At 63.6% G+C, this 13,236-nt stretch carries 13 protein-coding genes; 12 read left to right on the top strand and 1 reads right to left on the bottom strand.

The window, feature by feature from the left end:
* The 5 genes from ABFC66_RS14055 to ABFC66_RS14075 all read left to right on the top strand — a co-directional run.
* On the top strand, positions 1-356 hold a 356-nt coding region (locus tag ABFC66_RS14055), incomplete at its 5' end, for a proton-conducting transporter membrane subunit (protein WP_346741591.1).
* 3 nt (positions 357-359) lie between these two features.
* Complete coding sequence (locus tag ABFC66_RS14060) at positions 360-1,130, top strand: biotin--[acetyl-CoA-carboxylase] ligase (protein ID WP_346741592.1); 771 nt, start codon at positions 360-362, stop codon at positions 1,128-1,130.
* A gap of 9 nt (positions 1,131-1,139) precedes the next feature.
* Entirely contained in the window at positions 1,140-2,825 is a 1,686-nt protein-coding gene (locus ABFC66_RS14065) for a ribonuclease J (protein WP_346741593.1), read from the top strand.
* Between the two features lie 69 nt (positions 2,826-2,894).
* Entirely contained in the window at positions 2,895-3,299 is a 405-nt protein-coding gene (gene mce / locus ABFC66_RS14070; RefSeq protein ID WP_346741594.1) for a methylmalonyl-CoA epimerase, read from the top strand.
* 23 nt (positions 3,300-3,322) lie between these two features.
* Entirely contained in the window at positions 3,323-3,625 is a 303-nt protein-coding gene (locus ABFC66_RS14075) for a DUF1467 family protein (protein ID WP_346741595.1), read from the top strand.
* Between the two features lie 393 nt (positions 3,626-4,018).
* On the opposite strand, the gene ABFC66_RS14080 is transcribed toward ABFC66_RS14075, so the two are convergent.
* On the bottom strand, positions 4,019-5,341 hold the full coding sequence (locus ABFC66_RS14080; RefSeq protein ID WP_346741596.1) for an NCS2 family permease: 1,323 nt from the start codon (positions 5,339-5,341) through the stop codon (positions 4,019-4,021).
* Positions 5,342-5,434: 93 nt separating this feature from the next.
* Between ABFC66_RS14080 and ABFC66_RS14085 the strand changes: the two genes are divergently transcribed.
* The 7 genes from ABFC66_RS14085 to ABFC66_RS14115 all read left to right on the top strand — a co-directional run bounded on the left by ABFC66_RS14085 (position 5,435) and on the right by ABFC66_RS14115 (position 13,202).
* Entirely contained in the window at positions 5,435-5,866 is a 432-nt protein-coding gene (locus ABFC66_RS14085; RefSeq protein ID WP_346741597.1) for a hypothetical protein, read from the top strand.
* An 88-nt stretch (positions 5,867-5,954) separates the two neighbouring features.
* A complete protein-coding gene (locus tag ABFC66_RS14090; RefSeq protein WP_346741598.1) occupies positions 5,955-7,622 on the top strand; it encodes a hypothetical protein in 1,668 nt (555 codons plus the stop codon).
* A gap of 121 nt (positions 7,623-7,743) precedes the next feature.
* The gene (gene proS / locus ABFC66_RS14095) at positions 7,744-9,063 is read left to right on the top strand and encodes a proline--tRNA ligase (protein WP_346741599.1); all 1,320 of its coding nucleotides are present in this window, start codon (positions 7,744-7,746) and stop codon (positions 9,061-9,063) included.
* A 31-nt stretch (positions 9,064-9,094) separates the two neighbouring features.
* Positions 9,095-10,396, top strand: a complete 1,302-nt coding sequence (locus ABFC66_RS14100; protein WP_346741600.1) for a lipoprotein-releasing ABC transporter permease subunit — start codon at positions 9,095-9,097, stop codon at positions 10,394-10,396.
* A complete protein-coding gene (locus ABFC66_RS14105; RefSeq protein ID WP_346741601.1) occupies positions 10,396-11,106 on the top strand; it encodes an ABC transporter ATP-binding protein in 711 nt (236 codons plus the stop codon). Before ABFC66_RS14100 ends, ABFC66_RS14105 begins: the two co-directional genes overlap by 1 nt.
* Before the next feature lie 109 nt (positions 11,107-11,215).
* Positions 11,216-12,259 (top strand): YeiH family protein, encoded by a 1,044-nt coding sequence (locus ABFC66_RS14110; protein WP_346741602.1) that lies wholly within the window; start codon positions 11,216-11,218, stop codon positions 12,257-12,259.
* Positions 12,260-12,305: 46 nt separating this feature from the next.
* Positions 12,306-13,202, top strand: coding sequence for a LysR substrate-binding domain-containing protein (locus ABFC66_RS14115; protein WP_346741603.1), 897 nt, complete (start codon positions 12,306-12,308; stop codon positions 13,200-13,202).
* Positions 13,203-13,236: the final 34 nt, after the last annotated feature.

A 13,236-nucleotide genomic window follows, 5' to 3' on the forward strand; every position in this document is an offset into this window, starting at 1 on the left:
CGCGCAGCCGTCCCATGGTCGCCTTCCTGCTGGCCATGCTGATGTTCTCGTTGGCAGGCATTCCGCCGCTCGCCGGTTTCTTCGCGAAGTTCTATGTCTTCATGGCGGCGATCAAGGCGAACCTCAACCTGCTCTCGGTCATCGGCGTTCTGTCGAGCGTGGTCGGCGCGTACTACTACCTGCGCATCGTCAAGGTGATGTATTTCGACGAGCCTGCGCCGGCTCTCGAAGCGCCCCTGTCGCGCGAACTGAGCGTCGTGCTCGGCTTTTCGGGACTTTTCACGCTGCTGTTCTTCGTCTATCCCGCGCCGCTGATCGCAGGTGCGGAGGCCGCAGCCGCCGCGCTTTTGCCCTGATCCATGGCTCCCTCGCTTCCAGCCGGCGTCTCGCACCGCGCCTTCGCGGAAATCGACAGCACAAACGAGGAAGCGAAGCGGCTCGGCGAAGCCGGGGAGGCGGGGCCAATCTGGATAACCGCCGAACGGCAGACCGCGGGCCGCGGACGGCGCGGCCGTGAATGGGTGTCGCCCAGCGGCAATTTCATGGGGACGCTGCTTTTGCGGCCGCAGGCAAGCCCGCGCAAGGCGGCGGAGCTTTCCTTCGTTGCGGCGCTTGCCGTGCATGATGCCGTCGATGGGCTCTTGCCGCCGGCGCTGCGCGGCGGGCTCAAGCTCAAATGGCCGAACGATCTGCTCCATGACGGCAGGAAGCTCGCGGGCATCCTGCTCGAGTCCTCAGGCATTGCAGGCGGCGAACTCAGCTGGCTGGCCATAGGCATCGGCATCAATCTCGCCCGGTTCCCAGAGGGCGTCGAATATCCGGCCACGTCGCTTGCGGCACTGGGCGTTCCCGGCGTTACACTTGGCGATGCGCTGGAGCGGCTGGCAGGCGCCTTCGACCGGCGCATCCGGCAATGGCGCGACGTGCAGGGTTTCGCCGCCATTCGTGAGGCCTGGCTTGCCCGTGCAGCGGGGCTCGGCGGACCCATTACGGTGCGGCTGGCCGACGAGACTTTCGATGGTACTTTCGTCGGGCTTGCGCCGGACGGGGCATTGGAAGTGCGGACCGCTTCCGGCGAGATGCGGCAGATTTCCGCCGGGGATGTGTTCTTTCGTCCCGGCCCGCGCTAGTTTGCTGGCATGACTCCAAAATCGAGCGCGAACGCAACCGACGAACTCGTCTTCCTGCCGCTTGGCGGCTCGGGCGAGATCGGCATGAACCTCAATGTCTATGGCTATGGGCCGGAGGATGACCGTCAGTGGATCGTTGTCGATCTCGGCGTGACCTTCGGTGACGAACGCACACCGGGCATCGACCTCATCATGCCGGATCCGGCGTTTCTTGAGGACCGGCGCGACGAGATCATCGCCATCGTGCTCACACATGCGCATGAGGATCATATCGGTGCGGTGGCTCATCTCTGGCCGCGCCTGCGCTGCCCCGTCTATGCGACGCCCTTCACGGCTAACTTGGTCAAGGCGAAGCTGATCGAAGCGGGGCTGGAGCATGAGGTTCCGCTCAACATCGTGGCGCTTGGCAGCCGGTTTTCGCTGGGGCCCTTCGACATAGAGCTTGTCACGCTCACACATTCGATCCCGGAGCCGAACGCGCTCGCCATCCGCACGCCGCTCGGTCTCGTGCTGCATACGGGCGACTGGAAGATCGACCCGGAGCCGCTGGTCGGCGACGACATGGATGTGACGCGGCTCAAGGAGATCGGCGACGAGGGCGTGCGCGCCATCGTCTGCGACTCCACCAATGTCTTTTCGCCCGGCACCTCGGGGTCGGAAGCCGATGTCGCGAAGAGTCTCGTCGAGGTGATCCGCCAATGCGAGCAGCGTGTGGCCGTGACGACCTTTGCGTCGAACGTCGCGCGGCTCGAAAGCGTCGCCAAGGCGGCTGCGGCTTGCGACCGGCATGTGGTGCTGGTCGGCCGCGCCATGTACCGCATCGTCGGCGCGGCGCGGGATGCGGGCTATCTGGAAGGGTTGCCGCCTTTCCTGACCGAACACGACATCGGCTATCTGCCGCGCGACAAGGTTCTTCTGCTTTGCACGGGCAGTCAGGGCGAGCCGCGCGCGGCGCTGGCACGCATCGTCGAGGATACGCATCCGAACATCGCCATGTCGGAAGGCGATACGGTGATCTTTTCCTCGCGTATCATTCCGGGCAACGAGTCCTCGATCTTCGATCTGCAGAACCGTCTCGCGGAGCGCGGCATTCGCGTCATCACCGAGAAGGATCATTTCGTCCACGTCTCCGGTCATCCGTGCAGGGACGAACTCGCGCGCATGTACCAGTGGATCAGGCCGGAAGTGGCGGTGCCGGTGCATGGCGAGGCGCGGCATCTAGCAGAGCATGCGGTGCTCGCACGTGAACTGCAGGTGCCGGAGACCATCGTCGTCCGCAACGGGTTGATGGTGCGCCTCGCCCCGGGGCCTGCACAGATCATCGATGAAGCGCCTTCGGGCCGTCTTTATCTCGATGGCGATGTGCTGATCGAGGCCGACGAGGGTGCCGTGCAGGAGCGCCGCAAGCTCTCCTTCTCAGGCTCGGTGTTCGTCAGCATCGTGCTCGATAAGGATGGCAGGGTGCGCGGCGATCCTCGGGTCGTGCTCATGGGCCTGCCGGAAGAGGATTCGCGGGGCGTGAGCTTCGAGGACCGCGCGCTCGACGCCATCGACGAGGCGCTGGAGCGCCTGCCGCCAAAGCGCCGGGGCGACGACGATTCCGTAGCGGAACTCTTGCGCCGTGCCGTGCGCTCGGCGCTCCGGCGCGACTGGGGCAAGAAGGCCCAGGTCGCGGTGGTCGTGACAAGGGTTTGAGGCGGCTTGCCCGCCCGGATGAAGCCCATTAAACATGGGCAACCGAAATTGAAAGGCAGCGAGGCACAGATGCTCGGACAGCTCAATCACGTTGCGATCGCGGTTCCCAATGTGCGGGAAGCGGGCGAGATGTACCGGAAGAAGTTCGGCGCCAAGGTGTCGGACGCGGTGCCGCAGCCGGACCACGGCGTGACGACGGTTTTCGTCGATCTCGGCAATACCAAGCTCGAACTGCTGGAGCCGCTCGGTGAGAACTCGCCGATTGCCGGCTTTCTCGCCAAGAATCCCAAGGGCGGTATCCACCACGTCTGCATCGAGGTGGATGACATCAATGCCGCCTGCGAACAGGTGACCGCCGAGGGCATCACCATCACCGGAACGGGCAAGCCCCGCATCGGCGCCCATGGCAAGCCGGTGGTCTTCCTGCATCCGAAGGACCTCTACGGCACTCTCGTCGAACTCGAGCAGGCCTGAGCCTCTCCGGAAGGAACAGACGGATGACCTGGACAGCGGGCATAGCTATCTATCTCGTCGTGTGGTGGACCGTCCTGTTTATGACGCTGCCGTTCGGCGTACGCTCTCAGCATGAAGTGGAGGGGCCGGCCGATGGCACCGATCCCGGTGCGCCGGTGGCGCCCATGCTGGTGCGCAAGGCGCTGGTGACGACGGTGATTGCGGCTTTCGTCTGGCTGCTCATTGCCTATTTCTACATCTACCAGCCGATCAGTTTCGACAGCATTCCCTTCCTGCCGAAGCTGCATGACTGGTACGGCACCGGCCAGTCCCAACCCGCGAACTGATCGAGCTGCCTTGAAAACAGGCAGAGTCCTTTGCGCCGGGCCGAGATGCGGGCCGGGGCAGGCTCGCCATTTTCTCCCGTTCAGGATGCTGGGCTGGGCTTGGGCCGGGAAACGGCAAGCGGAAATTCGGGCAAAAAAAAGCAAGGTCCACTTTCGTGGCCTTGCTCAATAGTGTTCCCTCTTTTTATCGCGCCATCGAAGGACACATGGTCCCCGACGTCAGCGTTCCCTCCCTAAACTCGGGCCGCGCTTTCCGCGCTGTCCCTCTTTTGTGTCTAAAGATATAACGACACTGCGGTTGCCTGTCACGCAATTTTATCCTCTCCCGGCGCTAAAATGCGCAACTTCCAGAACAGCAAACGGCGTTGCGGGCAACGAATGCGTAGCGCCGATTCATTGCAGCGCGAGCTTGAGGGCGAAGGCTCCGGCTATCGCCAGGACGGCGCCATTGGCCTCGCGCCAGCGCCCGGACACCAGCTTGATCGCCACGTAGGAGATAAGGCCGAGGCCGATTCCGCTGGCGATCGAGAAGGTCAAGGGAATGGCAAGGGCCGTGACAACGGCGGGCACCGATTCCGTCAGGTCGTCCCAGGCGATTTCGGCGAGGCTCCGCGCCATCAGGCAGGCGACAAAAAGAAGGGCAGGGGCCGTCGCATAAAGAGGCACTGCATGGGCAAGCGGTGAAAGGAAAAGGCTGAGCAGAAAGAGGGTGGCAACCGCGACAGCGGTGAGGCCGGTTCGGCCGCCCGCGTCCACGCCCGCCGCGCTTTCGATATAGGCCGTGGTCGTCGAGGTTCCGAGCATGGCGCCGATGATGCCTGCCGCCGAGTCTGCGAGCATGGCCTTGCGCAGGCGCGGCAGATGTCCGCGCGCATCGAGCATGTTGGCGCGCGCCGCGACGCTGACGAGCGTGCCGGCGGTGTCGAGAAGATCGACCAGCAGAAAGACGAAGACGATGGTGACCAGCCCCACATTAAGCGCATTGCTCAGGTTCATCTGGAGGAATGTGGGCGCGAGCGAGGGCGGCGCGGATGCTATGCCCTCAAAGGGCTGGTAGCCGAGCAGCATCGCGGCCGCCGTGACGCCGAGGACTGAGATGATGATTGCGCCGGGCACGCGCCGGGCGGCAAGGCCGGTGAGGACGGCAAGGCCCGCCATGGCCATCAGCGCAGGCGCGGTGATCTTTCCGAGGGTGACGAAGGTGGCGGCGTCGGCCACGACGATGCCTGAATTCTTGAGGCCGATCAGCGCGAGGAAAAAGCCGATCCCTGCCGCAATGGCGCTCTTCTGCGAGCGGGGAATTGAATGAATGAGCCACTCGCGCAGCGGCGACAGGGATATGGCGACGAAGAGCACGCCCGAAATGAAGACGCAGCCGAGCGCAGTGCGCCAATCGCCGCCGAAGGCGGGCACGGCGACAAAGGCAAAATAGGCGTTGAGCCCCATGCCCGGCGCGAGCGCCACGGGGTAATTCGCGTAGAGGCCCATGATCAGTGTGCTGATCGAGGCGGCGAGGCAGGTCGCGGTGAAGACCGCGCCGAAATCCATCCCGGTGCCCGACAGGATCGCCGGATTGACGAAGATGATGTAGGCCATGGTGAGCCAGGTCGTCGCGCCGGCAATCAGTTCGGTGCGGATGTTGGTGCCTTTGTCCGACAGCCGGAAAAAGCGGTCGAGAAAGCCGCTCAGTCCGGCCTCTTCCTGTTCCTTGTGCATTTCGCGCCTCGCTCTTCGAAACTGGCGGCATTCTGGCCAAACCCGGGCAGCTGCGAAAGACATCTTTAAGGCGGATCGTCGACGATTGGCCGCATGAGCGCAGGGAAACATATCGCCGGGTGGCTGGTCCTCGCATTGGTCGGGGCGCCTGGCGCCGCTGAGGCCGAGGGCGGGTCGGTAGGCTTCACACCGGTCGAGGTCAGCGCCGAACTTTGCGCGCGGCTCGCGACTTATGTCCCGAACGGCGAGGCGGACTATAAGCCGGGTGTCGCGGCGGATGGGCGGGCGGTGGCGCCCGCCGATATCGATGTGCCGGTCGAGACACGCGAGCTATACAGTTTTCCCGTCAAGATCGCGCCCTTCGGGAACGGCGGAAAATATGCGGCCGACTCCACGCTTGAGGTTGCAACTGTCACATTCGATCCGAAGACCGGCATCGTCCTCGTCGATGGACAGCAGGTAACGGGCGCAGATCGCGCGCTTGCTGATGCATGCGCGCATCGCCTGGAAAAATCCGGCGACTGAACACTTCATTAACCATGTTTTTGCACTCCGCTTTCTTGACAGGTGCGGGGCCCCTCGCGACGTTTGGGTTGGGCATTGCGGGGGTCTCATGCGTTCGAAGTCGGTCAGGGCGGCCTTCGCTGCCGCCTGCCTGTTTGTATTCTGTATCGGGACGGCACCTGCGTCGGCGGGCGCCTCGACCTTGTGGCGGATCACCAAGGATCATTGGGACGCATCCGACGAAAAGGGCTATGAGGATTTCGTCGCCGCGCTCGGCGCGGAGGACTGCTGGACGGTTGATGCCTGCCTGAAGAGTCCGGCTAACCCCTATCGGCATACGGACCCCAAGGTCACATTCTTCGTCGATTGTGCCGACGTGCCCTATCTCCTGCGCGGCTATTACGCATGGAAGAACGGGCTTCCCTTCGCGTGGCAGAGCGCCATGCAATCTTCGGACGGGCCGCGCGGCGATATTCGATATTCCTCCGGCGGCAACAGGGTTGTGGGGCGTTCCGCCGTGCCCGCCACGGCCTCGGGCGTTCCCGCCATTCCGCTGCTTTTCGAGATCGCCAACACCGTATCGACGGCGATGTTCCGTCACGATGCGAGGTCGGACAGCCCGACGCTTTTCACCGATATGTATTCGCCGCGTCTCGACCGCGAGGCGATCAGGCCCGGCACCGTCGCCTATGACGTCAACGGCCATGTGGCGATGGTGTGGAAGGTGGAGCCGAGCGGGCGGATCATGATCTTCTCGTCCCATCCCGACAACACGCTCGACCGTACGTTCGTGGGGCGCGAGTTCCTGCGCACAGGGCCGGAGCTTGGTTCCATCTTTCAGAACTGGCGGCCGATCCGCCTTGACGGTGCGAAGCAGCTTGCAAGCGGAACCTATGTCGGCGGACACATCGTCGGTACGCCGAACGAAGAGATTCCGGAATTTTCACTTGAGCAATATGTCGGCAATCCGCCCGTCGATCCGAGCCTCTGGGCCGTCGCGAAATTCGTGAAGGACAATGAGGGCATGGATTTCTACACCTATCTCCGCGCCCGGCTCTCCATCGGCGACCTCGAATACAGGCCGGTGGAGGAAATGCATGTGATGATGCAGACGCTTTGCCAGGATCTTCGCGCGCGCGATCGGGCCATCGACATTTCCCGCACGGAGGGGCGGACGCAGGACATGCCGCAGCCCGACAGGCTGCCGCGCAACATTTACGGCACGGACGGCGTCTGGGAGCTTTATTCCACGCCCTCACGCGACGCACGCCTGAAGACGGCCTTCAAGGAGATGTACGACCAGACGCGCGAGTTCATCCAGATGAAGGAGATCGACGCGCCGCGTCTCCAATACAGGGGCGACGATCTCCCGAGGGATCTGCTGCGCGCCTTCGACGAGGAGAATGCGGCCTGTCCCATTACCTATCGCAAGACGGATGGGAGGTCGGTGCGGCTGACCATCGACGATGTGATCCACCGGCTCTTCAAGCTTTCCTTCGATCCCTATCATTGTGTCGAACGGCGCTGGGGGGCGACGGATCAGGCGGAACTTGCGTCCTGCCCGGACGGGGCCAAAAAGGCCCGCTGGTACGAGGCCGAACAGCGGCTGCGGAACCAGATCGACCGGACCTATGACGTCGAGATGGACGCGACCGTGGAGGAACTGGAGCAGGGGCCGTTCGGGCTCGAATCGGGCCGTGGGGTGGCGCAGGCGCCGGAGGTTGACGTCCGGGCCTTCCTCGCCGCGCATATGGAAAGCCGTTCCGCGCAGAGATAGCGGAAATGGGCGGCAAATGGCCTGCTTTTAAGGCTTTGCCGCGTTGCCAATCCGGCGCCTAGCCCCTAATACTGGTGCCCGTATCAGCCCCCAAGACGGCCCTTTGCGGCCACGGTCCCCCATGCGCCTTTCCCGATATTTTCTGCCCACGCTCAAGGAAAACCCCGCCGAGGCTCAAATCGTCTCGCATCGCCTCATGCTGCGCTCCGGCATGATCCGGCAGGAGGCCGCCGGCATCTATGCCTGGCTGCCGCTCGGCTTCCGCGTGCTGCAGAACATCGAGCAGATCGTGCGCGAGGAAATGGACCGCGCGGGCGCCATCGAGCTTCTGATGCCGACGCTTCAGCTCGCCGATCTCTGGCGCGAAAGCGGCCGCTACGATGCCTACGGACCCGAGATGCTGCGCATCAAGGACCGGCATGAGCGCGAGATGCTCTACGGCCCGACCAACGAGGAAATGATCACGGAAATCTTCCGTGCCTATGTGAAGTCCTATCGCAACCTGCCGGTGAACCTCTACCACACGCAGTGGAAGTTCCGCGACGAGCAGCGCCCCCGTTTCGGCGTCATGCGCGGGCGCGAATTCCTGATGAAGGACGCCTACTCGTTCGACATCGACGAGGTGGGCGCGCGGCTTTCCTACAACCGCATGTTCGTCGCCTATCTGCGCATCTTCGCGCGGCTCGGCCTCAAGGCAATCCCGATGCGCGCCGAGACGGGCCCCATCGGCGGCGATCTGAGCCATGAGTTCATCATCCTTGCGGAGACGGGCGAGTCCGGCGTCTTCATCGACAAGAATGTGCTCGATCTTCCGGTGCCTGCCGAGGATGTGGATTACAACGGCGATCTCACGCCGATCATCAAGCAGTGGACGGACCTCTACGCGGCGACCGAAGACGTCCACGATCAGGCGCGTTTCGAACGCGAAGTGCCCGAAGCGCGTCGCGTCAACACGCGCGGCATCGAAGTGGGGCAGATCTTCTACTTCGGCACGAAATATTCGCAGGCGATGAAAGCCGTGGTTTCCGGCCCCGACGGCGTCGAGCGTCCGGTGCATGGCGGTTCCTACGGCGTCGGCGTGTCGCGCCTTGTCGGCGGCATCATCGAGGCGAGCCATGACGACAATGGCATCATCTGGCCGGAGGGCGTTGCGCCTTTCAAGGTGGGCCTCGTCAACCTGAAGGTCGGCGATGCGGAAGCGGATGCTGCCTGCGAAGACCTTTATGCGAAGCTTGGCAAGGCCGGTGTCACGGTTCTCTATGACGACACGGACGAGCGTGCGGGCGCCAAGTTCTCGAACATGGACCTCATCGGTCTGCCCTGGCAGCTCGTGGTCGGTCCGCGCGGGCTCAAATCCGGCGTCGTCGAATTGAAGAACCGCGCGACTGGCGAGCGCGTCGAGCTATCGCCGGAAGCGGCGCTCAACAAGCTCACGAGCTGAAATCGGGGCCGGGGCGCGACAGGAAGCAAACATGACTGATGCCGCAAGCGCCGACGATGTGAAAGCGCAAGGGAAGCGAAAGAGCCTGCCTTTCGGCGCCTTCGAATGGCTGCTTGCCATGCGCTATCTCCGCGCGCGGCGGCGCGAGGGGTTCATCTCGGTCATCGCGGGATTTTCCTTTGTCGGCATTCTGCTTGGCGTGGCGACGCTCATCATCGTCATGTCGGTGATGAACGGCTTCCGGACCGAACTGCTCTCGCGCATCCTCGGCCTTAACGGTCACATGTTCGTGCGGGGCGTCACGACCTACGTTCCCGATTACGACTATCTTTCCGAGACGATCGTGAAGATTCCCGGTGTGGTCAGCGCGGCCCCCATCGTCGAAGGGCAGGTCATGGCGTCTGGGCGTTCCAATGCACAAGGCGCGCTCGTGCGCGGCATGCATGAGAGGGATCTGAACCGGCTGAAGGTCGTCTCCGATCATCTGCTCATGGGAACGCTCGGCGGTTTCGATGGCGGCGATGGCGTCGCCGTCGGCTCGCGGCTCGCGCGCAGTCTCGGCTTGACGCTTGGCGACAACATCACGCTTCTCTCTCCGCGCGGGGCGATCACGCCTTTCGGCACGGCGCCGCGCGTAAAGGCCTATCGCATCGCCGCGATCTTCGAGATCGGCATGTCGGAATATGATTCCAGTTTCGTCTTCATGCCGCTCGACGAGGCGAGGGAATATTTCCGCACCGGCGATGGCGTGACCGCGCTCGAAGTGAAGATCGACAATCCGGACCGCATCAACGAGTTCGTGGGGCCGGTGGGGCAGAAGGCAGGTTCCTGCTGCGACGTGATGACGTGGCAGCAGACGAACCAGAGTTTCTTCAGCGCACTTCAGGTCGAGCGGAACGTCATGTTCCTCATTCTGACGCTGATCCTTATCGTCGCGGCACTCAACATCGTGTCCGGCCTCATCATGCTGGTGAAGGACAAGGGGCGCGATATCGCCGTGCTGCGCACCATGGGCGCGACGCGCGGTTCGGTCATGCGCATCTTCTTCATATCCGGCGCCTCGATCGGCGTCGTCGGCACGCTGGCGGGCTTCGCGCTGGGGACGCTGTTCTGCCTCAACATCGAGACATTGCGCGTCTGGCTTTCGGAGCTTTCGGGCACGGAACTCTTCTCGCCTGAAATCTATTTCCTCAGCCACATGCCGGCGGAAATCGACACTGGCGAGGTCGTCTCGGTCGTGGTCATGGCTCTGTTCCTTTCCTTCGCTGCGACGCTTTACCCGGCATGGCGGGCGGCCTCGCTCGATCCCGTCGAAGCGCTGAGGTACGAGTGATGGAAAATCCCGTTCTCAGCCTGCGGGGCATTCGCCGCGTCTACCGCCAGGGCGAAGAAGAGCTGCGCATCTTCGAGGATGCCTCGCTCGACATTCGCGCGGGCGAGATGGTTGCGCTGGTCGGGCCTTCGGGTTCCGGCAAATCGTCGCTCCTCCATATCGCGGGGCTGCTCGAAGCGCCGCAGGCGGGCGAGGTCATTTTTTCGGGCCGCGAATGCGTGAGCCTCAGCGATGGCGAGCGCACGGAGGTCCGGCGCAGCGAGGTCGGCTTCGTCTATCAGTTCCACAATCTCCTGCCTGAATTCTCCGCGGTGGAAAACGTGGTCCTGCCGCAGATGATTGCGGGCGTGCCGCGCCGAAAGGCGGAGGAGTTCGCGCTCCATCTGCTCGGCAGGCTGGGGCTCGCGGCGCGCGCGACGCATCGTCCGGCGGAGCTTTCCGGCGGCGAGCAGCAGCGCGTGGCCATTGCGCGCGCACTGGCCAACAGGCCGCGCGTTCTCCTGGCGGACGAGCCCACGGGCAATCTCGATCCGAAGACCTCGCACATGGTCTTCAACGAATTGCTTGAGGTCTGCCGCACACAGGGCGTTGCCGCGCTGGTCGCGACGCACAATCTCGACCTCGCGAGCCATATGGATCGCGTCGTGCTGCTGCACGAGGGGAAGCTTCTGGAAGGTGCGGACGTCGCCTCGGCCTATCAGAGCCTCTGACTTTCAGAACCAATCGATTTTATCGAACGAAACGTCCAGAGCTATGCGTTGGACCCCCGCCGGGGCATCCAGCGATCCTTGCCGCAGTCATTGATCCCCGGAGATCGGCATGTCTGCGAGCGAAATCCAAACCGCTACCGTTCAACACCATGAGCGCTACGCCGCGCATGGCTGGCTGGCGCGGACGCTGCCGGGTGTTCTGCTGACTGCTATCATCGCCGTCCTGGCGACCGCACTTCATCATGTTCCCGGCCTTGGCAGTTTCAGCTCGCTCATCCTTTCAATCCTGCTCGGAATGGCCTTTCACAATGTCGTCGGTACGCCCCGATGGGCAAAGGCTGGCGTCACCTTTTCGCTCCGCCGCATTCTTCGGGGTGCCATCATTCTGCTGGGGTTGCAATTGACCGTGACGCAGATCGCAACGGTTGGCATGGCCGGTGTGGCGGGCACCGGTCTCACACTTGGTGCGACCTTTTTCTTTACGCTCTGGGCGGGCCGGCGGCTGGGCGTCGACCGCGCGCTTTCGACCTTGATTGCGACGGGCACCTCGATCTGCGGGGCGTCAGCGGTGGTTGCTGCCAATGCCGTTGTCGATGGCGGCGATGAGGATGTTGCCTATGCGATTGCGACCGTGACGGTTTTCGGATCGCTTTCCATGGTGCTTTTTCCATCGCTCGACGCGGCGCTGCATCTCGCGCCGCATGTTTATGGCTTGTGGAGTGGCGCATCCATTCACGAGATCGCGCAGGTGGTGGCGGCGGCTTTTCAGGAGGGGCAAGACGCCGGGCATTTCGGCACCATCGTCAAGCTCACCCGCGTGCTGATGCTCGCGCCGGTCGTGTTGCTGCTTGCATGGTTCTGGGACCGCAACGCAGGGAACAGCGGCGCGCGGCGCAAGGGCACAACCCCCTGGTTCGCTTTCGGCTTTCTTCTGATGGTTGGGGTGAACAGCGTCCTCCCGATCTCCGCCGGTTTTCATCAAGGCGCGTCCGAGGTCACGACCTTCCTGCTTGCCATGGCGCTAGCGGCGATGGGCCTCGAGACCGATATCGCCCGGCTCAGGGCGAAGGGCCTGCGCCCGCTCGCACTAGGAGCCTCCGCCTGGATATTCATTACGGCTTTCGGTCTGGCGATGGCGGTGCTCGCCATGTAATGCTTGGAACGATCGTTTCGTTCAATGGAAAGCATGGCCCCCATTCGTGACCCTCGAACAGCTGCGCATATTCGTTGCCGTCGCCGAGCGAGAGCACGTGACGCGAGCCGCCGCAGCGCTGGGGCTCACGCAGTCGGCGGTCAGCGCCGCCATTGCAGCGCTTGAGGCGCGCCATGACACGCGGCTTTTCGACCGCGTCGGCCGGCACATCGAACTGACCAATGCGGGCCGTGATTTTCTGGTCGAGGCGCGGGCGGTGTTGGCGCGTGCGCATGCCGCCGAGCTGGTTCTGAGCGAACTCGGTACCCTCGGGCGCGGCACGCTCAACGTGCAGGCGAGCCAGACCATTGCGAGTTACTGGCTGCCGTCGCGCCTTGTCCGCTTTCGCGAAGCTCACCCGAAAATCGAAGTGAGGCTGTCCGCCGGCAATACCGAAACCGTGGCTCGCGCCGTTCTCGAAGGCGATGCCGATCTCGGCTTCGTCGAAGGGGCCGTACGCGTTCCGGCGCTCGCATCGAGCGAGGTCGGGAGTGACCGGCTGGTGCTTGCCGTGGGCACCAACCATCCGCTGGCCAGGCGGCGCAACTTGAGCCTTGACGATCTCGCCGGCGTTCCTTGGGTCGTACGTGAAGCGGGCTCGGGAACGCGCTCCGAAATGGAAGCGGCGCTCATCGCCATGAAGATGCAGATTCATGAGCGCGATATCGCGCTCGAACTGCCGTCGAACGAAGCCGTGCGGGCTGCGTTGGAGGCCGGTGCCGGCGTGGGCGGCATGTCGGAACTGGTCGCGGCGCCGGGCATTCAATCGGGCAGGCTCAAACGGCTCGACATCGATCTGCCGCAGCGGCCGTTCCTTGCGCTTCGCCATCGCGAGCGTCGTCTCAGCAAAGCCGGCGAGGCGTTGCTCGCCATGTGTGTGAAGAAGCCGGTTCGGCGCAAATAGGCCAGAGCCTGCATTCGCAGGGCTAGCGCGCTGG

It is taken from the genome of Parvibaculum sp., assembly GCF_039680535.1.
In the GTDB taxonomy this organism is placed as follows: Bacteria; Pseudomonadota; Alphaproteobacteria; order Parvibaculales; family Parvibaculaceae; genus Parvibaculum.